Raw genomic sequence first — 20,726 nt, forward strand, 5'->3', positions numbered from 1 at the left:
CAGGGTGAGGGTCGGGCCGCCCAAGGCCGAGCCGATGGGCGAGCCCGGCTCACTCGACGCTTTCGGCTCCGGCGGCGCCGACACCTCCGACGCCTCCGGCTGCTCCGACGTGTCCGAGTGCTCCGACGGTATGGGCGTCCTTGACCTTCACCTCGGTCACCGCACGGCCCTCGGGGAACACCGCGCGCCAGTCACCGATCACGTGCAACTCGTCGGTACCGATCGCTCGGACGACCATCAGGCCCTCGTCGTAGGCCCGGTGGGCCTTCCACCACAGGTTCACGAAGGCCTGCGAGCGGATCAGGTGCATCCAGTCGGTGCGGTACAGCTCCCGGTTGTAGTTCGACTCCCCCGTCGTCGAGACGAACTTCGAGTACATCGCCTTGACGTACTCCGACGTCACCTCGTCGTCCTCGGCGATCGCCCGCTCCCGGGCCTCCTTCAGCGCGACGCGGAACTTCTCCAGCAGGCCTTCCGTGGCCCCGGAGGTCCAGGTCACCCACAGCGGGCCCGGCTCGTCCCGGTTGCCGATCGGGTTGGTCAGGTAGGCGTCGTGCTCCCAGTCGGGCGGGGTGGTCAGATGCACGCCGGCGCGGTGGCGGTCGTGGTGGTCGCCGGTGGAGTGCTCCAGCTGGCCGATCGGCAGATGCGTCTTGAGGGCGGACAGGTAGGTGCCGTTGATGTCGAGCGCGGTGATCTCGTGCTCGCCGGGCGGCAGTTCGGCGCGTGACCGCTTGGGGCGGGCCTCCCAGATCTGGTCGGCGCCGCGAGCCGACTGCTTGCGCAGGATGTCGGGGGAGCCACGGGTGGGCGACGACGTCGTACCGGCCGCCCTTGCGGGTCTCGTCCAGCAACGCCCCTGATGCAGGCCGCCGGGAATCCGTGGGGCCCCTATCCCCCCGTCGACCTCAGCCACTTGTCGCCGCCGAGCGGGAACTCATAGGCCGGTCGGCCGTTGTTGCCGCTCGTCCGGAACGGCCTGCCGTTGTCGTCGACGAGCAGCGTGCCCTTCCGGCCCCCGCTGGACCAGGTCAGCTCCAGATACCAGGTCACGTCGTACGCGGAGGCGTCGGCGGTGATTTCGAAGACCTCAGGGTCCGACTCGCTCACCTTGAAGGAGAAGTCGCGCTGCCCGGCGCCGGCCACGACGTCCGGCCGTGCGGCGTCGAGGGCGACGGTGAAGGGACGTGTCGGCACGTTGCCGCCGCACCCGACGCCCATCACGTAGTCGTTCCAGGCCAGCGGTGTGTCCTTGCTGACCACGCGGACCTCGAGGCTCTCGATCACCACCGTCTCCTCGCCGGTGCCCTGAACGGTCAGCGTCACCAGTTGCTCCCCGGCCGACACCGCCTTGTACGACCCGACCCAGGCCGGCGCGTCCTGCTCGACCGGGGGCGGGCCGACATCGGTCGCGGGCCGGTCGATCAAGTAGTGCTGGTAGCAGGGGTGTTCCCAGCTGTACGGGCGGACGTTCACGGTCAGCGGTGGCATGGCGTCGGTCCTGTCACCGGCGTCCGCGCCGCCGTTGGGCCCGTTCTTCGTCGGGGTTGCGGAGCGCGACGGGGAGTTCGTCCCGCCGGGCTCGGCGCTCCGCGAGTCGGACGGCGACGACTGCGGCGAGGCCTTGGCCGGTGGAGCGGTGACGTCCTTCGAGGCGGCGGCTCCGACGCTGCCTGACCTGTCGTCGACGCCCCGGCCCCCGTCCGTCGGCAGATTCATGGCGAGCGCGGCGGCCCCGAGGACGGCGGCCACCGCGACACCGGCGAGAAGTGCGGTACGGCGGCGAGGGCGGGCCGGGTGGGTGCGCTGGAGGGAACCGGCGACGTCGGCGGGGGCGGGACCCGGAGGGGGCTCGTGACCGGGCGTCGTCTCGGACACGGTCCGGACAGGGTCGGGCACGACGGCCGCCCCGTCGGCGGAGGCGGTCGGCGCATCCGGCACGGGAGGGCTCACGCCTGCCTCGACGGGGCTTCCCGTGGCCGCACGGCTCGCCCCGGCCTCCTCAGGGTCCGGGGTCGCCGCTGCCGCCCCCTTCCTCCCCCGCAACGCATCCGCCAGCACCCACCGCCGATGCAGCTCCACCAGTTCCTCCGGCGAGGCCTTGCACAGCCGTGCCAGCCGTTCCACGGGCGCGTAGTCGGTGGGTACGGCATCCCCGTTGCAGTACCGGTGCAGCGTCGAGGTGCTCATGTGCAGCCGTTTGCCGAGGACCCCGTAGCTGAGTCCCGAGCGGTCCTTCAACTGCCTCAGAAACGCCGCGAAATCGGTCGCAGCAGTGCCTTCCGACACCGTTCCTCCATCCCCCCGTGTCCCGTTCCCCCGTTCCAGGGAATGGACGTTTCTCCAGGTCAAATCCGTTGCAGCCGTTCCAGTGTCCCTGATCGCCATCCGGGTGTGGCGGCCGGAACGGATCACCGCACAAGCTCAGGTCATCCAAGCACGCCGCTCCCGGCAACCGGTCGAGCGGATGCCTTCAAGTCCTTTGCAGTGACAAGGAATCAGCCATGCGCACCTTCCGCCACGCCCGCCTTCTGGCCGCCATCGGCGCCGCCGCCACCGCCCTCGCCCTCACCGCGTGCGAGAACGGCTCCGGTACCCGCGACGAGGGCGCCTCGAAGACGACGTCGCCGTCCGCGGCAGCGGACGCCTCGAAGCCCGGGCCGGAACAGTCGTCAGAGCAGCCGGGGCAGAGCGCAGGCTCCGGGCAGCAGTCGGCCCAGCCTTCACTAACGGGCAAGCCCGCACAGAACGGCAGCGGCAGCGGCAGCGGCAGCGGCACGAACGACGACTCGAACGCCCCACAGGACCTGACCATCTGCAACGGCTCCAACACCGAGACCACAGCCCAGCTCGTCCCCCGCCCGCTGAACCACATGCTGCTCACCGTCACCAACACCGGCTCGAAGCCGTGTGCCCTCATGTACTACCCGGTGCTCCGCTTCGACGAGATGCAGTGGGTGCCGCAGGCGTTCGACGACACCAAGCCGCAGGCCGTGCCGACGCTGGAGCCGGGCGCCTCGGGCTACGCGGGCGTCCGGCTCAGCGCGGCCGACGGCAGTGGCACGGGCGGCGACACCGGGCGCGCACTCACGGTCGCCTTCCAGGGCAGGACGCCGAACAGCTCCGGCGGCCCGTCGGCAACCCCGTCCCTGCCGGCGAAGGGTGTCTACTACGACAGCGCCCTGAGCGTCACGTACTGGCAGGCGGACGTGGAGACGGCCCTCAACTGACACTCGTCAACAAGCCGGCCTCACTGCCGGGTCAGCCGCGCGGCTTGCCTGCCGCCGCGAACCCGTCCGCGCCGGCGAGATCGAAGTCCCCGTGGTCGCTGCCGAGTCCCTGGGCCACCAAGGCCGCAGCGGCGCAGCCGAGGACGGCGGAGTCGTAGGGCGTGCGGCCCAGGCCCATGCCGCGTACGAAACCGGCCGAGAAGGCGTCGCCGCAGCCGGTGCTGTCCACGACGTCGATCGCGAAGGCGGGCACCTTCTCGGTCCTCTCGGGGGTCACCAGCAGGGCGCCGTCACCGCCGCGGGTGACCGCGACCAGGCCCGCTCCGGCAGCGAGGAGCTTCTTCGCGCCCGTCACCAGGTCCTCCTCCCCGGTGAAGCCGAGGACCTGGTCCTCGTTGGGCAGCAGGTGGTCGACGTACGGCAGCGCCGACTCGATCTGCTCGAAACTCCCGAGGGCGCCCGGCGCGAGGAGGTCCACCGAGGTGACCACACCGTGCTCCTTGGCGTACGACAGGACGCGCGTGGCGGTGTCGACGCCGATCAGCTCGGGGCCGCCGAGGTGGAGGTGGCTCGCCTCGGCGATCGCGTCCCAGGGCACGTCGTCGGGGCCGTAGGTGATGTTGGCGCCCAGCAGGTGCAGCGACGGCCGGTCGCCGTTGGGGCGGATGGGCAGGACGCTCGCGGAGGTGGGGGTGTCCGGGCGGCGGACGAGGAACCGGGTGTCGATGCCCGCCGCGCCGAGCAGTTGGACCAGCATGTCGCCGGTCGGGTCCGAGCCGATCGCCCCGGCGCTGCTGACGGACGCGCCGAGTTTGGCGAGGGTGAGCGCGGTGCCGCCGGCCGTTCCGGCGGCGGTCATCCTGATGTCCTCCACCAGCGTCGCGCCCTGGCCCTCGGGGATCGCCTCCACCGGCCGCACCAGCACGTCCAGCACATGCACGCCCATCGTGACGACGTTCATCGGTGTCCCTCCTGCACGGGGTGGGTGGTGCCGTAGTTCCGGGCGAGCGCGGCCTCGATCACCGCCAGTTGCTGGTGTTCGTCGAGGACGCGGGGCTTTCCGAGGGCGGCGGCATGCTGGTAGACGCCGCACGCCCACTCCAGCAGCAGGGCGTGCTCGACCGCCTTGTCCAGGGTGGGAGCGTGGGTGACCGAGCCGTGGGCGGCCATCAGCGCTGCGCTGCGGCCCTCCAGCGCGGTCAGGACGGACGCGGCGAGCTCCGGTGTGCCGAACGTGGCGTACGGCGCCACGCGCACCGAGCCGCCCAGGCTGAGCAACTGGTAGTGGATGCAGGGCAGTTCATCGAGCACGCAGGACAGCGCGGTCGCCATCGGCGCGTGTGTGTGGACGACCGCGCCGGTGCCGTAGCGGCGGTAGACACCGAGGTGCAGGTCCAGTTCGGAGGTGGGCTCCAGGGCCCCGGCCACGACGTTTCCGTCAAGGTCGACCACGGTCACCTCGTCGGCCGTGAGTTGCGCGAGCACCGCGCCTGTGGCCGTGATCGCGACACGGTCCTCGACCCGCATGCTGACGTTGCCGGCCGTGCCGATGAGCAGCCCCTCCGCCCCCAGGCGACGGCACGCCTCAGCCACGGCGGCGCGCTCCTGACCCAGCGCTGGGCTTGAGTCGGTCATGTACGCGACGCTAACGTAAACCTGAAACAATGTCACGTTCAGGTCCGGAGGCCGCACATGGGCGATCCCGTCCCGCAACCCGGCGACGGCGCATGGCATGTCCCGCTGCGCCGCACGCCCCAGCAGGCGCGCAGCAAGGCCCGGCTGGCGCGCGTGCTCCAGGCTGCGGAACGCGTTCTGGTCCGCGAGGGCGTCCAGGCGCTCACCACGACCCGCATCGCCGCCGAGGCGCAGGTCTCGGTCGGTTCGCTGTATCAGTACCTGCCCGACCGCGACGCGATCATCGATGCCCTCGCGGCCGGGTACTTCGCCCGGCTCGAAGGCGCCATGGACGACCTCGTACGCGCCGCAGCAGCCGAGCAGTGGGACGACCCCGTCGGCGTGCTCATCGACGCGTACGCCGTCATCTATCGCACCGAGCACGGCTTCAGGGCCCTGTGGTTCGGCAGCATCCTCACCGAGCAGACGCGGGCCGCGGACCGTGAGCACAAGCGCCGTATGGCGGACGGGATCCGGCGCATCCTGCTGGCCCTCGGGGCCGTCCAGGACGACGAGGCGCTCGCGCGGGCCTGCCACGCCGCGGTCCTCGCCGCCGACGCCCTCGCACAGGAGGCCTTCCGCAGTGACCCCGAGGGCGATCCGGGGCTTCTCGACGAAGCCAGGCTCATGCTGCGGGGGTACCTCGCAGGTGTCACCGCGCGCTACGAGGGGCCGTAGGGCAGGCGTTGCCGGGTCCGTCGCGCCGGACCCGGCAACGCCTGCGGCGTCGGAGTGCGGCTCTGGCATCCTGGCTGGGTGCCGAACCCCTCTCCTGTCACCCCTGATGCCCCCGCTCACATACACACCCCGCTCCTGACCCAGCAGTGGCTCGACCTCGCCTTCATCCACTGGGCCGTGGAGCCGGACGTCGTGGCGGGCCTGCTGCCGAGGGGTACCGTTCCGGACACGCATGACGGGGTCACGTACGTCGGGCTCGTCGCCTTCCGGATGCATCGGGTCGGCTGGCTGCGGCTGCCCGGGGTGCCGTATCTCGGGACGTTTCCAGAGACCAACGTGCGCCTGTACTCCGTGGACGCCCACGGGCGGCGCGGCGTCGTGTTCCGGTCGATGGACGCCTCGCGGCTGATCCCGGTGGTCATGGGACGGGTCGGATTCCGGCTGCCGTATCTGTGGTCCCGGATGGCCGTGCGCGCGGTCGGCGACACGGTCACGTACACCAGCTCCCGTCGCTGGCCCGGCCCGCGCGGCGCGTCCAGCCGGATCACCGTACGCACCGGCGAGCGCATCGAGGAGCCCACCGAGCTCGAGCACTTCCTCACCGCGCGCTGGGGCATGCACAACGCCTTCTTCGGCGGACCCGAGCCGGTGGCGTTCCTGCCCAACCACCACCCTCGGTGGCCGCTGTACCGTGCCGAACTGGTCACCTGCGAGGAGGACCTGATCACCGCGGCCGGGCTGCCCGCCCCGAGCACTGCCCCGGTGAGCGTCCTGTACTCCCCCGGCGTCCCGGTCCGGCTGGGCCGCCCGGCGCGGCCCGCGGGCATCCCCACGCCATGATCGGCGGATGACGGCGGCGGCACCTCCTGGACGGAGCCGCGAGCCCGCAAAGCCCAGAGGGCCCGGACCGGGATGACCGGTCCGAGCCCCCTGGAACGTATCGGCGTCAGACGCCGTTACGGGGTGCCCGTCCGCACTCTCACTCGGCGCGGCGCCTCGTGCGCATGAGCAGCAGGAAGCCGCCCATCAGGAGCACGGCGCCGGCCGCGGCCGGCCACAGCGACGTACCCGTCTCGGCCAGGTCACCATTCCCGACCGCCTGCGGCTGCGTCCCGGAACCGCTGCCGGCGTCGTCGCCGACCGCGGCGGGCTGGGTCTGCGCGGGAGTGCCTCCCGAGCCGCCCTGTGCCTGGCCGCCCTCGGCCTCGTTCGCCGTGGGAGTGCCGTCGGCCTTGGGCGCCACCGTGCTCGACAGGGTGGGCTTGCCGTCTTCCTCCGCCGGTTCGGTGGCGGGCTCCTGCGTCGCGGGCTCGTCCGTCGCGGGCTTCTCGGTCGCGGGCTCCTGCGTGGCGGGCTCGTCGGTCGCGGGGGCCTCGGTCGCCGGCGCGTCGGTCGGCTTGTCCCCGTCGTCGCCGGGCTCCGGCTTGTCGTTGCCGGGGTCGTCGTTCCCGCCCGCCGGCGGGGTGCTGGGAGCCTGCGTCGGCTCCTCGGTCGGCTCCTCGCCGCCCGGTTCGCCGCCGTCGCCCGCTCCGGCGCCGCACTTGCGGCCCTCGTTGATGCAGTCGACCATCTCGCCCATCAGGTCCTCGCTGAAGACGTTGATGAAGTCGCCGTGGTCGGTGACCGGCTTGTGCAACTGCTCGGGGAACGAGTCCACCGCGAACAGCGGGGTCGTCTTTCCGCCGTCCTGGAGGCTGGGCGCGTCGACGTCGTACACGATCCGCTGCACCAGCTGCGGAATGGCCTTGAACCCGTTCGCGCAGCTGCCGTCGGCCGCCGCGAAGGCCACGTGGGTACGGTGGTTGGCGCTGTCGATGTTCTGTCCGTCCCAGCAGCTCTGGAACTTGAAGGTGCGCACCACGTCACTGCCCTGCGGGCACAGCGGGTACTTGTCCTTCAGCTGCCGGTCCTCGAAGCCGGTGCAGCTCCAGGAGGCGTTGGCGTTGGCGGTGCCGTTGACGAACGCCTTGGCATCACCGGTGATGATGCGCAGCAGGCGCGGCATCTCGGTGACCTTGCTGAGGGGGTTGCCCACGAAGTCCAGTGTCACTGCCTTGGGAGTGACGATCTCGCCGGCGTTGCCCTCGATGCCGCCGCCGGGCGAGTTGGCGTCCTGTTCCTGGCTGCCGTTCTGGAGGCGGATCACGGGCCAGTAGTACGTGGACTTGTCGCCCTGGTCGACGCAGCTCGTCTCGGCGTTCGCCAGGTCCTCGTCGCTGGCGAAGGCGTCGTTGGACTGGTTGCCGATGTAGTCGTGGAAGTGGTGAGCGCCGTTGGAGACGCCGGGGGCCACGATGACGTTGTCGGAGTTGAACAGGCCGTTCTCGTTGACGCCGCAGCTGGTGGCGAAGGTGCCGCGGGAGGCTCCCTTCTGAGGGGCCGGGCTGGACACGTTCGGCTGGACGGACTTGATGTCCACGAAGTCCGCGGCGACCGGGCCGTTGCCCGCCTGTCCGCCGTTGCCCTGCTCGCCGCCGTTGCCTGCCTGGTCGCCGTTCCCGGGCTGCTGGTTGCCCTGGTCCGCGCCGTCCTGGTTGTCGCCGCCCTGCTCCTGGTCGCCGCCGTTGCCGTCCTCACCGGTGCCGTTGTCCGCGGCGCGCAGGGTGCAGGAGGCGAGCGAGTCCAGGCCTTCGGGCCGGTCGCCCACGCGGTCGACGGCGACGGCGATCCGCTCGATCGTCGCGGCCCGCTTGTCCTTGAGCGGATTCATGATCGCGCTGTCGGCGAAGCCCGCGTCCTGCTGGATGGCCTGAGCCGACTCCTGCAGTCGCTGGTAGGCCTCGGCTATCTGCTGGTCGAGGAGCGCGAGTTCCTTCGCGACGTCCTCCCGCGCTGCGTCCGGAACGTCCGTCAGTTCGCTGCCGACATCCGGGCAGTCGATCGTGCCGGCCGGGGTGGAGAGCGTCCGGGCGGGATCTGCTCCGCCGTCCTCGGTGGCCGAGGCATAGACGTTGGCCGCGACCAGGCCGCCGCCGCCCAACATCAGCGCGACCGCTGCAAAGGTCGCGCGCCGTGCGCCCGTGGGGCGTCTTCGCGTGCTGCGTCCCAAGGAAGTACTCCTACGCCTCGTGATCGGTCAGGGCATGAAAATCCCCCGGTCCAATACGGAGACGGGCCGCGTTGTGTTCAAACGCCTCACGGATTCACAGAAATTTCTCACAACGAAGGTAAACACCCTGGTCATCGTGGGGTGTTGGGAGATGATGCCGTCCAGGTCACCCCATCAGACCGGCTGCGAGCGTGGCTCCGAGCTCCCAGCAGGCCTCGGTGTCCGCCTTGGTGGGTTCGCCCGTGACGGTCACCGGATTCGCCGCCCGGCGCCAGCCCAGGCCCGTCGTGATCGAGTCGATCGCCCGGACCGCCCCGGTGACGTCGCTGCCGCCGTGCACGTAGTAGCCGAAGGGCCGCCCCTGGGTCGCGTCCAGGCAGGGGTAGTAGACCTGGTCGAAGAAATGCTTGAGGGCTCCGGAGATGTAGCCGAGGTTCGCGGGGGTGGCGAGGAGGTAGCCGTCGGCGGCCAGCACGTCGGAGGCCGTGGCCGACAGCGCCGGCCGGCGCACGACCTCGACGTTCTCGATCTCCGGCGCCGTGGCGCCGGAGATGAGAGCTTCGAGCATGGCCTGGCAGTTGGGCGAGGGCGTGTGATGCACGATCAGCAAGGTGGGCACATCCGAACCCTGCCGGGGTGCCCGTTCGCGACGCAACCCTGACGTGCGGAGTGTTGCCTTCAGTGCTCGGGGATGCCGGTGGCGTTGACCCTGGCGACCGCGGCCGACAGATGTTCCTGCACCTCTTCGGACAGGGCATCGCCCTTGACCGCGGTGACGAGATCCCCGGCCAGGGAGTGCAGTTTGGTGTTGGTGTTCTGGGAGGCCGTGACCAGGACCGTCCAGGCCTGCTCCGAGCTCAGGCCGAACGAGGCCATCAGGATGCCGCGGGCCAGGTCGATGGTCGGCCGGGTGTGCATGGCCCGGCGCAGTTGGGCGACTTCGATCCGCAGGTCGTGGGCACCCGCGGATGCCTCCGACGCCTCCCCGTCCTGGGCGTGCCCATCAACCGGGGCATGGCCGTCCGGGTGCCCGTCCGGATCGCGGCGGCCGAACAGCGTGTGTGTGCCGGTCAGGGAGAGCAGGCGGTCGACTGCCGCACTGGCCGCGTGGATCGCGACCGTCTTGTCCTGCTCCAAGGCGAAGTGACGCATGTTGAGCAGGACATTGAGGGTCGCGCAGTCGCAGAAGGAGACGCCCTCCAGATGCAGGTCGATGCCACGGACCGAGCGGTTCACAGCTTCACGAAGGACGCTCTGGAGTCGCTCGCTGCTGTCGAGGTCGAGCTCTCCGGAGACCTTCACCATGACCCGGTCGCCATCCGCGCGGACGGTGGTGACCAGCGGCCACGACGAAGCCGCTGCCGTTTCGACGTCGTGGTTCGCACGTTCGGCGGCGCCCCTCCTGGGGGGCTGTGCAGAGGACGCGAGCTCGGGCATGACCGCCTCTCCCTCAGGTACTCCCCGTCTCGCTACAAGAGTGGACCCGAACTACGGAACACGTCAACAGATACATGAAATCGAGTGCGTGTATTTGTATTCGTGAACGGTCAGCCGTAGTCTTGGGCCATGGACGGAGTCCCTGAGCCGCACACCGGATGGACGTTTCTGACGAACCATGCCCGCGTCCTCGCGGCCATCGCCGACAATCCGAACGTTCGGATTCGGAACATCGCCGCGCACTGCCGACTTACCGAGCGAGCTGTCCAGAAGATCATTTCCGATCTGGAACAGGACGGCTACCTGTCCCACACGCGCGAGGGACGCACCAACACCTACCGGATCGAGTCCGGCAAGGTGCTGCGGCACCCCGCCGAAGCCGGACTGCCGGTGGCCGAACTGCTCTCGCTGCTCGTCCAGGCCGAGGCCGGTCACACCTCCGCGCCGCAGCAGCTCAGGACGGCACGCCCACGGATGCCCGTGGACGGCGGATGACCTGCGCAGGGTGGATGGCTGAAGCACGGCGCGCGCGGCGTGGATGGCTGATCACCGGCGGAGGGCGCGTGCCCCGCGGAAGGCCTCTGATCTGCTGACGCGTGTGTCACGCGGGAGGCGCCTGATCCGCTGACGCGCATGCCACGCGGAGGCGCCTGATCTGCTGACGGGGGCCTGCCTCGCGGAGGGTGTATGCCTGCGGGTGGCGCGTACCCCGCGGGGGCGTATGGCCTGCGGGTGGCGCGTGTCCCGCAGAGACGGCATGAGTCAGCCACGACGGGCGGCCGGTCCCCTGACCCGGCCGCCCGGGAACACCGGTGGACCCGGCCTCAGCACAGCACGCGCAGCGCTCCGGGCAGAACCCTGACCGTGACCGGCAACGTGGCCTCCACCTCGCCGTCCGCACCGTAGGGCACCTCACGGTCGGCCGCGATACGGATCTCCCTGCCCCGCAGGATCTGCACCTGGGGGCGATGGACGTGGGCCCCGGTCTTGAGCTCGTTCATCAGGGTGAAGAACAGCCGGCGCGGGGCCTCGCGGATCATCACGACGTCCAGCAGACCGTCGTCGACACGGGCGTCGGGCGCGATGAGACGGCCGGATCCGTAGTAGCCGGAGTTGGCGGCCACGACCGTATAGCCGGTGTGCAGATGCTCCTGGCCGTCGACGGTGACGCGGTAGCGGGCGGGGCGCCAGGTGGTGACGGCGCGCAGGCCGCCCGCGTAGTAGGAGGCCGAGCCGCGCAGCAGTGTGGCGTCGTTGGCGTGGCGGTTGGCCAGGGCGTCGACGCCGGCGTACACGCTGCCGAGGACCACGGTGCGGTCGTGCACGGCCGACTCGACCTCGATGGTGTCCACCTGCCGGGGTTCGTGGTGGAGCAGTACCTCGGCGAGGGCGGCGGGCTCGGTGGGCAGGTTCAGCGCCCGGGCGAAGTCGTTGCCGCGGCCGGCGGGCACCAGGCCGAGCAGGGCGTCGGTGCCGCTGAGGGCCCCGCCGACACCGCCGGCGATTCCGTCGCCGCCGACGGCGAGCACCACCCTGCCCCGCTCCCCGGCGTCACGGGCGAGTTCCTGCGCGTGGGCCAGGCTGCGGCTGTACTCGGTCTCCAGGTCGGCCCCGGCCTCCCGCAGCGGCCTGGCCACGTTCAGCAGTGCGGCAGCTGAGGCGGATCCGCCCGCCGTGGGGTTGACGATGGCGGTGAACTGTCGCATCGGGGGTGCCTTTCGGGCCGACGGGAGGGTGCTGCCGGAGGCGGGCGGAGGAGGTGGATGAGAGGGAGGACCCGGGGTCCTGGGGGCTGACTTGGTGCCCGGGGGGTCAGTCGAGGGGCAGGAGGACCCCGGGATTGAGCAGTCCCTCCGGGTCCAGTCGGCGCTTCACGGCCTGGAGCGCCTCGATGCCCAGGGGGCCCGCCTCGCGGACGTACCAGTCGCGGTGGTCGGTGCCCACGCCGTGGTGGTGGCTGATGGTGCCGCCCGCGGCGAGGATCGCCTCGTTGGCGGCGTGCTTGGCCTTCTCCCAGTGCACCACCGGTTCGTCGCCCTGCGCCGAGACGACGGTGAAGTACAGCGAGGCGCCGTTCTCGTAGACGTGGGAGACGTGGCACATGATCAGGGGCGGGGTGCCGGCCTCGGTGAGCGTGGTGGACAGGGCATCGCGGACGGACGTGTACAGCTCCGGCACGCGCGACCAGAAGGTCGCCGTCTCCAGTGTCTCGACGAACGCGCCGGCGTCCAGCAGGGAGTCCCGCAGATACGGCGCCGAGTAGCGGCCGTGCGCCCAGCGCTGTCCGGGTTCCTCGCCGAGCGGGGTTCCGCCGCAGTCCCGAAGGACGGCCGACGCACGCTCCCTGCGGTACGAGGTGTCCTCGTCCGTGCCTTCGTAGCCGGCGATCGCCGTGCATCCCGGGGACTGCTGCCCGTCGACGGCGGCACCGATGGCGTCGGGCTGGGCGAGGCCGATCAGCGTCTCGGTCTCGTCGGACAGCCGCAGCACGGTCGGGCGCGGGCCGTCCTGGGCGAGGCGGCGCAGCGCGGCGGCGCCCTCCTCGAAGGAGGCGAAACGCCAGCCCTCGTACACACAGGTCGCCGGCACGGGACGGATCCGCACGGTGACGGACGTGATGACGCCGAACGCGCCCTCCGAGCCGAGTATGAGCTGCCGCAGGTCGGGGCCGGCTGCCGAGCGAGGCGCGCGACCCGTGTCGAGGGTGCCCTCAGGGGTGGCGACGGTCAGACCGACGACCATCTCGTCGAAGCGGCCGTAGCCGGCGGACGCCTGGCCGCTGGAGCGGGCGGCGGCGAACCCGCCGATGGTGGCCCACTCGAAGGACTGGGGGAAGTGGCCGAGGGTGAAGCCGTGTGCGGCCAGCAGCGCCTCGGCGTGGGGCGCGCGCAGCCCGGCTTGTAGGGTGGCGGTGCGCGAGACCGGGTCGAGGGCGAGCAGCTGGTCCATGCGGCGCAGGTCCAGGGCCACGAAGGGGCCGCGCCGGACGGGGGCGAGGCCGCCCACGACGGAGGTGCCGCCGCCGAACGGGACGACGGCCAGGCCGTGTTCGGCGCAGGCGCGCAGTGCCGCCAGCACGTCGTCGTGGCCGGCGGGGAGCACGACGGCCGCCGGGATGTCGTCGACCTCGCCCTCGCGCATCCGGAGCAGATCGGGGGTGGACTTGCCGCGCGTGTGCCGGATGCGGCTCTCCGCGTCGGTGCGGACGTGCTCCTCGCCGCCGACCGCGGCGGACAGGGCCCGGAGTGCGGCGGGTTCGAGTCCATGCTCGGGTACGGCGATGTCCGCCAGAGCGACCGGCTCGGCGGTGCGCGGCTTGACGCCGAGCCAGTCGCGCAGCAGCCCGGTCACGGTCTCGGGCAGCGGCGCCGCCTTGGCCGGGTCGCCCCAGCCGCTCCACAGCATGTCCATTGGCTGTTGTCCTCACCGGTCGATTCGAGCGATGCCGTGTCCCGGACGGCCCCGCAGGCGTTACACTGTGACACATGACGCCTATTCGTCACAACCACTCGGACAGCGACGCGGTGCTCGACGCGGTACGCGACTGCGTCCTGGCCGTCGGAGTCCGCCGTACGACGCTGACCGACGTGGCCCGCCGCGCGGGTGTCTCCCGGATGACGCTTTACAGACGGTGGCCCGATGTGCGCTCCCTGGTGGGCGACCTGATGACCCGGGAGTGGGTCGCGGTGGCCACGGCAGCCATGCCCGACAGGCGGCCCGGTACGAGCGCGCGCGGCCTGATCGTCGACGGGCTCGTGACGGGCGTGGGGGCCTTCCGCGCCCATCCGCTCTTCCGGAAGATCGTCGACGTCGATCCGGAACTGCTGCTCCCGTACGTCCTCGACCGCCGCGGCGCGAGCCAGCAGGCCCTTCTCGCCCTGCTGGCCGACGGTCTGCGCGAAGGCCACGCCGACGGGTCGGTACGCGCCGGCCATCTCGAACGGCAGGCACGGGCCCTGCTGCTGATCGTCCAGTCCTTCACCCTGTCCTTGCGGACCATGACCGACGAGGACGACGCCGACCTGAGCAGCGAGGCCTTCCTGGCGGAACTGCGCAGCATCCTGGAAAGGACCCTCACGCCATGAGCCCCGCCACTCCCCCGGTCGCGGTTCCCGGATCGTCCCTGTCCGCCGCCCGGCGCTCGCGCGAACTGGCCGAGGCCGTCGGCGGTCCGGCCGTGGACGTCCTGGTCGTCGGGCTGGGCGCCACGGGTGCCGGGGTCGCTCTGGACGCCGCGGCCCGCGGCCTGTCGGTGGTCGCCGTCGACGCGCACGACCTGGCCTTCGGCACCTCGCGCTTCAGCAGCAAGCTCATCCACGGCGGGCTGCGGTATCTCGCCTCCGCGCAGCTCGACGTGGCCCACGAGAGCGCCGTCGAGCGCGGGGTGCTGATGGAGCGCACGGCTCCGCATCTGGTGCGGGCCCAGCCCTTCGTGCTGCCCCTCACGCCCCTGGTGTCCCGCGGTCAGGCCGCCCTGGCCTGGGCCGGATTCCGCGCCGGTGACACCCTGCGCCTGGCGGCCCGCACGGCCCGCGCCACCCTCCCCGCACCGCGTCGGCTCTCCGTGGTGGAGACGCGGCACCTCGCCCCCGCCCTGCGCACCCAGGGCCTGCGCGGCGGCCTGCTGTCCTGGGACGGCCGGCTGACCGACGACGCCCGACTGGTGACCGCGATCGCCCGCACCGCGGCCGCACGCGATGCACGCATCCTGACCCGCGTCAGGGCCCTGGAGCTCACCGCGTCCGGCGCCCGCATACGTGACGAACTCACCGGCGAGGAAGGCGAGATCAAGGCCCGCGCCGTGATCAACGCGTCCGGCGTCTGGGCAGGGGACCTGGTGGAGGGCATCCGGATCCGTCCCTCACGCGGCACCCATCTCGTTCTGCGCTCCGACCGCCTCGGACCCCTGCCCGCAGGGCTGCACGTCCCGGTACCCGGCGAGACCAACCGTTTCGTCCTCGTCCTGCCCCAGGGCGACGGCCGCGTCTACGTCGGGCTCACCGACGAACCTGTCGAGGGCGGCATCCCTGACGTTCCCGAGGTGCCGGAGACGGACATCGGCTTCCTCCTCGACGTCCTCGGCTCCGTCCTGGACCTCCCCGTCCAACGCGACGACGTCGTGGGCGCGTTCGCGGGTCTTCGCCCCTTGCTCGACACCACCCCGACGGCACGCTCCGGCTCGGCACCGCGGACCGCCGACATCTCCCGTCGGCATGCGGTGGTCACCTCGCCGGACGGCGTGATCACCGTGGTCGGCGGCAAGCTCACCACCTACCGGCGCATGGCCCAGGACGCCGTCGACGCGGCCGTCACCGCCCGCCGACTCGGCGCCGGCCCCTCCCCGACGGCCACCCTGCCCCTCGTCGGCGCCGCATCACCCGCCACCCTCGGCTCCCTCCAGGCGCCCCGCCGCCTCATCCAGCGCTACGGCACCGAGGCGCCGGCCGTCCAGGCACTCGCCGCCCAGGATCCCCGGCTGGCCGAACCCGTACTGCCGGGGCATCCCGTCACCGGCGCCGAACTGCTGTGGGCCGTACGCCACGAAGGCGCCCTGGACGAGGCCGACCTGCTCGACCGGCGTACCCGAATCGGGCTGGTGCCGGCCGATCGCGCGGCTGCCCTGGAGGCCGTACGCCAGGTCTGGTCCGGCGTGTCCATCTGACTCGGACCGGCCCCGAACGCCGCCTCGTTACGTCCTGCACGGCTGGATCGGGCGCGGCGGGGTCCTGGCACAGGGCGCGGAGTACGGTGCCCGGTGACGGTGCGTCAGGCACCCGCGCGCCGAAGGCGCCACACGTGGTCGTCCCGGAAGCCCTCCAGCCCCTCGGGTGACTCGCTCGGCTTGCGTACCGTCTCCAACGTCTCCACGCTCCAGTCGGCCTCCGGCAGGGCGAGTTCGTCGAGGACGCCCTGCAGGCTGGGGAACTGCGCCTCGAAGGGCGGCTCGGTCTGCCAGGACGGCCAGCCGGCGTGCATGACGATCAGCAAGGTGCCGCCCGCCGTGACCGCCGCTGCCGCCTGCCGCAGCACCCGCTGCTGGTCAAGTGCGACCGGTGACTGCAGGAACTGCGCGTTCACCAGGTCGAAGGAACCCTCGGGGAACGTCTCTCCCAGCACGTGCCGTTCCCAGGACGTACGGTCGCCCACGCCTGCCTCGGCGGCGTGCAGGGCGGCGCGTTCCAGAGCCGTGTGCGCGATGTCCACGCCGGTGACCCGCCAGCCGCGCGAGGCGAGCCACACGGCGTCGCCTCCTTCGCCGCATCCGAGGTCGAGCGCGCTACCCGGTTCGAGGTCGGAGGCCTCACGCACGAGCAGTGTGTTGGGGCGGCCGCTCCACAGACGCCCGCCGCGGTCGCGGTAGCGGGCCTCCCAGAACTCGGCGGCCTTCAGTGCGGATGTCTCGGTCATGGCGCCTCCCGTGTGCACAGATGTCAGGAGGGACTCGACAGGCGCTGGGCGTGTCCGGTCCCACGCTCACGAAGCCTGCGGGAGGCCGTGCAGGGAGACAAACAGTGTTGCCGGTTCGGCAAAGCGGGATGCGAACGACCACAGAACTACGACCTTGGTCCCGGTCCGCCTGAGCCCGCGGCCCGATCCACCGAACGCGCGCCCCGCTTAGCCTCGCACCATGCGTATCGGACTACTTGGCACCGGCAACGTCGCACGAGCACTGGCCCATGGATGGAGCGCCGCAGGGCACGACGTGTTACTGGGTTCACGCGATCCGAAGGAGCGTGCGGACCTCGGCCTTCCCGTGGCAGGTCTGAGCGAGACGGCGGCACACGCGGAGGTTCTGGTCAACGCCACCCCCGGGACCGTGTCCGTGGACCTGCTGCACTCCATCGGGGCACCGGCGCTGGCCGGCACCTTGCTGATCGATGTCGGAGTCGGCCTCAGTGACGACTACACCGAACTCTCCCACCCCAACGCCAGCCTGGGTGAACAGATCCAGGAGGCCTTCCCCCTGACGCCCGTCGTCAAGACGCTGTGCACCATGGACGCCACCGTGATGATCGCCCCGAACGATCTCGAAGGCCCCAGCACCGTCTTCCTGTCCGGCGACGACGCCGAAGCCAAGCGGACCACCGGCCGGCTGCTCACCGACCTCGGCTGGTCCCCGTCGTCGCAACTCGACATCGGCGGCATCCGCACCGCGCGCGGACAGGAGCACTTCGCGTTGCTCTTCATGGGGATCGCGGGCGGCCTGGGTGCACACGCGTTCAACATCAAGGTGGTCACCCGCCCCGCCGTCGAGTAGGTCACTCCGCAGGCGCCTCCAGCCAGAAGCCTGCGCGCGTGCGCCAGAGGTCGAGGAGTGCGGTGTCGCCCTTTGTTTCGACGGCGGCTGCCGGCCGGCGGTAGAAGTACAGCAGGAGGTCGGCGACCGGGCCGCGTGCCGTAGCGGTCGCGGTGGCGTCGCCGGGTCCGGAGCGCCAGGCGGGACGGTCGCCCGCGAGGTCGACGCGCCATTCGCCGGCGTCGGTCGCGTCGAAGTGGAGGCTGCGGTCCGGGCCGAGCAGGTCGGGCAGGTCGGGAGCCGGCTCGAACGCCTCGGGGAACGTGGAGAACTCCAGCCATTCCTGCACCGCGTCGACGGCCAGGTCGCCGTCGAGCGCGAAGTCCGCCCCTGTCACCAGGGCGGCGTCAGCCCGGTGCAGGACGGTCTCGTAGGTCATGCGCCGGGCCCAGAACGCCACCGGCGCCGGCCGCTCGGCGGAGGGGTTCCACGCCTGCGCGTCGGGGCCGGCGGCGCGAAGGGTGACACTGAGCCGTGCCGCGCCTTCGGTCAGCCACGGGAGCAGGAACTCCCGGTCCTCTCGGGTGTACGGGGTCAGGTCGTTCACGCCGTCGTCGGGGATCGGACCGGTGGCGCGGGTCCGTACGATCTCCTCGGCCCACCGGTGGTCGCCGCCCACGTGCCGCAGCAGCTGGCCGAGGTTCCAGCCGGGGCAGGAGAGCACCGGGGAGGTCATGTCCGCGCCGCGCACATGGGCGATGAGCCGCTCGGTCTGCGAGACGATCGCGTCGCAGTAGCGGTCGAGGGGCAGCGAATTCATCGCCTCATGATGCCGCAGGGCCAGCACCCGCCTTGCCAGTGGTCTCGGCTACTGTGTGCCGCCTGAGCAAGATCAGAAAGAGCAGGATCGGGTGGGGAGATCACCATGTTGGTGGGGGCGGGACAGGTACGGCGCCGCCTGGCGCAGATGGCATTGCTGGCCGGGGTGCTGACGGGCTGTTCGGGGGCGGCCGAGGACGACCCGAAGGCGTCGGGGAGCGCATCGACGTCGGCGTCCGCGTCGGCCGGGGCGGCGAGTGACGGTGATACGGCGGTGAAGCGCGGGGGCACCATCGGCGCCGCCGGCTCGGACTGCGAACTGCCAGTCACCTTCGACATCGCCCAGTACTGGGAGGCGGAGGCCGTCGACGCCGGGACGGGCAAGGACAAGGCGGATGCCGGCGGTGAGGGGTCGGACGACGCCGAGGACAGCGAGTTGGCCCAGGAGATCGCCGACGCGCTGCTGCACCAGGGCCCGGTCACGGCCGCCTGCGAGGTGGACGCCAAGCCTGCGGGGAACATCGGCTTCCTGCGCATCTGGACGGGCGAGCCGGGCGACGACGACGCACGCGCCGTGCTGGAGGCCTTCCTGGCCGACGAGAACGGCGTGAGCAAGGCGAAGTACAGCGCGTTCAAGGCCGGTGACCTCGCCGGTGCCGAGGTGAAGTACCTCGTCACGAGCGAGCTGTTGGAGGAGACGAAAGAGGAGACCGCCCTGGCCGTCACCACCGGGAAGGGGCCGGTCGTCATACACCTCGGCGGGATGGACACCGAGGAGCACCGGGCGATGCTGCCGGCGTACGAACTGGCAAAGAAGACGCTGCGGGTCGGCTGAGCGACGGGTGTGTCCGGCGCGGCTGGAAGGGCCGCCGCGCCGGACACCGGTCCTGAGCCCGTCCGGTGCCGGTCCGAAACCGGTTCCGGGTCGGTCAGGAAGCCGTACAGGAGCCGGCCACCGGGGCCGCGTCGCTGCCGTTCTTCATGACCGTGAAGCCGAAGCTCGTCGAGGCTCCGGCGGCCAGGGCGCCGTTGCCGTTCGGCCTCATCGTCATGACGTTGCCGCCGGCGTCCCAGCTGGGTGTGCCGTTCCAGGTCGCGGAGACCTTCTGCGGGGGTGTCACGGTGACGGTCGCGGTCCAGTTGCCGATCGCTGAACTCCCCGCGGTGATGGTGACCTTGCCGTTGAAGCGGTCACTCCATTCCTCGGCCTTGCTGTAGGTGGCCGTGCAGGCGGTGCCGGGAGTGCCGCCGCCGGAGGGGGAGCCGCCGAGCGCGGTGAGGACCGCGTTGTAGGCCGGCTTCTTGGTGTGGTTGCCGTCGAACAGCAGGGGCGTTCCGCTGGCGCGCCAGGAGTACTTGTCGGTGACGCCCCAGACGGTGATGCCGGTGCAGCGCGAGACGGCCAGGCAGGCCCGTGTCACGTTGGTGTAGCTGTTGGCCTGTGCCGTACCCGAGCCTTCGATGTCCAGCTCGGTGATCTGCACGTCGACGCCCAGGTCGGCGAAGCGCTGCAGGTTCGCCTGGTAGTCGGAGGGGACCGGGGAGGCGCTGTTGAAGTGGGACTGGAAGCCGACGCAGTCGATCGGTACGCCGCGGGACTTGAAGTCCCTGACCAAGTTGTAGACGGCATTGCTCTTGGCGTTGACGCCGTCGGTGTTGTAGTCGTTGTAGCAGAGCTTGGCGGCGGGGTCCGCGGCGCGGGCGGTGCGGAACGCCTCCTCGATGAAGCCGTTGCCCAGCTTGTCCTGGAAGGGCGAGCTGCGCCGCGCGCTAGCGCAGTGAACCGCTCGGTGACATACCTCTCGGCATGACCGCCTCCGCCTCTCTTGAGTCTGACGAGTCCCTGCTGAGCTGGCTGGCTGAACCACCTGTTCCACGGTCCCGTTGACTGAACCAACGGCCACGTATTCGCAGGTCAGAGACCATTACTGCTAGCTTGCCCTCCATGTCCGCAGGTGCGGCGGCGCCGGAGGCCCGGCGGCGCCAATGGACACGGACTGGCTTCGGCGCCACCTGCATGGAGGGGCAGGATGCGGCCGGTTGCGTCGGCATCGGGCGATGACAAGACTGGGAACGAGGCGGGTAACCAGGTCACAGGCGTACGGCGGGAGCTGTCGTGGGCGCTGTAGACGTGACCGAAGGTGGTCCGGCGTTTGGCGCTGGCTCGCTGATATCCGGCCGGTCTTCACTCCACCCCCAGGTAGCGGTACTTGTGGTCGCCCTTGTGGCCTTGCCAGGCGTGCACGGCTATGCCCGCGCCGGCATCCCGGTCTACCTCCTGATCGATTGCGAGGAGGGCGAGGTGACGGTTCACTCCGAGCCGTCCGGCGACGCCTACACCAAGAGGGCCCGACACAGGGTGGGCTGACCGTGTCCCTGCCCGCTCCTATCGGGTTCGAGCCGGACTCGGCCGAGCGGACTCGCTCCTCCGCCGCTCCACTCCTGCTTCAAGGCCTCGCGCACGCCGACGCGGCGCCCTCGTGCCGGTACCAGACGCTGTCCAGCTCACGGCCGTCCGGCAGGGTGTGGCGGTCCGGGCCGGGGGCCGGGACGAAGCCGGCGCGTTCCAGGGCGCGGCGGCACGCGAGGTTCGCCGTCGCCG

The 20,726-nt window shown here is 71.3% G+C and carries 19 protein-coding genes and 2 pseudogenes; 9 read left to right on the top strand and 12 right to left on the bottom strand.

The window, feature by feature from the left end:
- Window positions 1-49: 49 nt before the first annotated feature.
- Both ACFY5C_RS40275 and ACFY5C_RS40280 read right to left on the bottom strand, forming a co-directional pair.
- Window positions 50-869: pseudogene (locus ACFY5C_RS40275) on the bottom strand (transcriptional regulator); the annotation flags it as partial.
- Between the two features lie 22 nt (window positions 870-891).
- A complete protein-coding gene (locus ACFY5C_RS40280; protein ID WP_389454974.1) occupies window positions 892-2,289 on the bottom strand; it encodes a helix-turn-helix domain-containing protein in 1,398 nt (465 codons plus the stop codon).
- Between the two features lie 215 nt (window positions 2,290-2,504).
- Between ACFY5C_RS40280 and ACFY5C_RS40285 the strand changes: the two genes are divergently transcribed.
- Window positions 2,505-3,230 carry a DUF4232 domain-containing protein gene (locus ACFY5C_RS40285; RefSeq protein ID WP_389454976.1) on the top strand — a complete coding sequence of 242 codons (726 nt, stop codon included), beginning with the start codon at window positions 2,505-2,507 and terminating at the stop codon, window positions 3,228-3,230.
- A 31-nt stretch (window positions 3,231-3,261) separates the two neighbouring features.
- Here ACFY5C_RS40285 and ACFY5C_RS40290 read toward each other — a convergent pair whose 3' ends face one another.
- Entirely contained in the window at window positions 3,262-4,191 is a 930-nt protein-coding gene (locus tag ACFY5C_RS40290) for a carbohydrate kinase family protein (protein WP_389454978.1), read from the bottom strand.
- Entirely contained in the window at window positions 4,188-4,865 is a 678-nt protein-coding gene (locus ACFY5C_RS40295; RefSeq protein ID WP_389454980.1) for a class II aldolase/adducin family protein, read from the bottom strand. Before ACFY5C_RS40295 ends, ACFY5C_RS40290 begins: the two co-directional genes overlap by 4 nt.
- Window positions 4,866-4,922: 57 nt before the next feature.
- Between ACFY5C_RS40295 and ACFY5C_RS40300 the strand changes: the two genes are divergently transcribed.
- The gene (locus tag ACFY5C_RS40300; protein WP_389454982.1) at window positions 4,923-5,582 is read left to right on the top strand and encodes a TetR/AcrR family transcriptional regulator; all 660 of its coding nucleotides are present in this window, start codon (window positions 4,923-4,925) and stop codon (window positions 5,580-5,582) included.
- A 78-nt stretch (window positions 5,583-5,660) separates the two neighbouring features.
- Window positions 5,661-6,422 (top strand): YqjF family protein, encoded by a 762-nt coding sequence (locus ACFY5C_RS40305; protein ID WP_389454984.1) that lies wholly within the window; start codon window positions 5,661-5,663, stop codon window positions 6,420-6,422.
- Window positions 6,423-6,561: 139 nt separating this feature from the next.
- Here the strand turns inward: ACFY5C_RS40305 and ACFY5C_RS40310 are convergent, their stop codons facing one another.
- The 3 genes from ACFY5C_RS40310 to ACFY5C_RS40320 form a co-directional block, all read right to left on the bottom strand.
- A complete protein-coding gene (locus ACFY5C_RS40310) occupies window positions 6,562-8,565 on the bottom strand; it encodes a DUF1996 domain-containing protein (protein WP_389455010.1) in 2,004 nt (667 codons plus the stop codon).
- 232 nt (window positions 8,566-8,797) lie between these two features.
- Window positions 8,798-9,250 (bottom strand): NAD(P)H-dependent oxidoreductase, encoded by a 453-nt coding sequence (locus ACFY5C_RS40315; protein ID WP_328429991.1) that lies wholly within the window; start codon window positions 9,248-9,250, stop codon window positions 8,798-8,800.
- A 59-nt stretch (window positions 9,251-9,309) separates the two neighbouring features.
- Window positions 9,310-10,068, bottom strand: coding sequence for an anti-sigma factor antagonist (locus ACFY5C_RS40320; RefSeq protein ID WP_389454986.1), 759 nt, complete (start codon window positions 10,066-10,068; stop codon window positions 9,310-9,312).
- Window positions 10,069-10,197: 129 nt separating this feature from the next.
- On the opposite strand from ACFY5C_RS40320, the gene ACFY5C_RS40325 reads away from it, so the two are divergent.
- Window positions 10,198-10,563, top strand: a complete 366-nt coding sequence (locus tag ACFY5C_RS40325; RefSeq protein ID WP_389454988.1) for a helix-turn-helix transcriptional regulator — start codon at window positions 10,198-10,200, stop codon at window positions 10,561-10,563.
- Window positions 10,564-10,892: 329 nt separating this feature from the next.
- Here the strand turns inward: ACFY5C_RS40325 and ACFY5C_RS40330 are convergent, their stop codons facing one another.
- A complete protein-coding gene (locus tag ACFY5C_RS40330; protein WP_389454990.1) occupies window positions 10,893-11,774 on the bottom strand; it encodes a YegS/Rv2252/BmrU family lipid kinase in 882 nt (293 codons plus the stop codon).
- Window positions 11,775-11,880: 106 nt separating this feature from the next.
- On the bottom strand, window positions 11,881-13,479 hold the full coding sequence (locus ACFY5C_RS40335; protein WP_389454992.1) for an FAD-binding oxidoreductase: 1,599 nt from the start codon (window positions 13,477-13,479) through the stop codon (window positions 11,881-11,883).
- A 74-nt stretch (window positions 13,480-13,553) separates the two neighbouring features.
- Here ACFY5C_RS40335 and ACFY5C_RS40340 point away from each other — a divergent pair, with 74 nt between their 5' ends.
- On the top strand, window positions 13,554-14,153 hold the full coding sequence (locus tag ACFY5C_RS40340; protein WP_389454994.1) for a TetR/AcrR family transcriptional regulator: 600 nt from the start codon (window positions 13,554-13,556) through the stop codon (window positions 14,151-14,153).
- Complete coding sequence (locus tag ACFY5C_RS40345; RefSeq protein ID WP_389454996.1) at window positions 14,150-15,730, top strand: FAD-dependent oxidoreductase; 1,581 nt, start codon at window positions 14,150-14,152, stop codon at window positions 15,728-15,730. Before ACFY5C_RS40340 ends, ACFY5C_RS40345 begins: the two co-directional genes overlap by 4 nt.
- Before the next feature lie 104 nt (window positions 15,731-15,834).
- On the opposite strand, the gene ACFY5C_RS40350 is transcribed toward ACFY5C_RS40345, so the two are convergent.
- Window positions 15,835-16,476 (bottom strand): class I SAM-dependent methyltransferase, encoded by a 642-nt coding sequence (locus ACFY5C_RS40350; RefSeq protein ID WP_389454998.1) that lies wholly within the window; start codon window positions 16,474-16,476, stop codon window positions 15,835-15,837.
- 220 nt (window positions 16,477-16,696) lie between these two features.
- Here ACFY5C_RS40350 and ACFY5C_RS40355 point away from each other — a divergent pair, with 220 nt between their 5' ends.
- Window positions 16,697-17,326 carry an NADPH-dependent F420 reductase gene (locus tag ACFY5C_RS40355; protein ID WP_389455000.1) on the top strand — a complete coding sequence of 210 codons (630 nt, stop codon included), beginning with the start codon at window positions 16,697-16,699 and terminating at the stop codon, window positions 17,324-17,326.
- A 1-nt stretch (window position 17,327) separates the two neighbouring features.
- Here ACFY5C_RS40355 and ACFY5C_RS40360 read toward each other — a convergent pair whose 3' ends face one another.
- Window positions 17,328-18,125, bottom strand: a complete 798-nt coding sequence (locus ACFY5C_RS40360) for a maleylpyruvate isomerase family mycothiol-dependent enzyme (RefSeq protein ID WP_389455002.1) — start codon at window positions 18,123-18,125, stop codon at window positions 17,328-17,330.
- A 105-nt stretch (window positions 18,126-18,230) separates the two neighbouring features.
- Between ACFY5C_RS40360 and ACFY5C_RS40365 the strand changes: the two genes are divergently transcribed.
- Window positions 18,231-18,959 (top strand): lipoprotein, encoded by a 729-nt coding sequence (locus tag ACFY5C_RS40365; RefSeq protein ID WP_389455004.1) that lies wholly within the window; start codon window positions 18,231-18,233, stop codon window positions 18,957-18,959.
- A gap of 94 nt (window positions 18,960-19,053) precedes the next feature.
- Here ACFY5C_RS40365 and ACFY5C_RS40370 read toward each other — a convergent pair.
- A pseudogene (locus ACFY5C_RS40370) lies at window positions 19,054-19,899 on the bottom strand (endo-1,4-beta-xylanase); the annotation flags it as partial.
- A 341-nt stretch (window positions 19,900-20,240) separates the two neighbouring features.
- On the opposite strand from ACFY5C_RS40370, the gene ACFY5C_RS40375 reads away from it, so the two are divergent.
- Window positions 20,241-20,492: a hypothetical protein gene (locus ACFY5C_RS40375; RefSeq protein ID WP_389455006.1), complete on the top strand. Its 252-nt coding sequence runs from the start codon at window positions 20,241-20,243 to the stop codon at window positions 20,490-20,492.
- Window positions 20,493-20,726: the final 234 nt, after the last annotated feature.

The organism is Streptomyces sp. NPDC012935, assembly GCF_042900345.1.
Classification (GTDB): domain Bacteria; phylum Actinomycetota; class Actinomycetes; order Streptomycetales; family Streptomycetaceae; genus Streptomyces.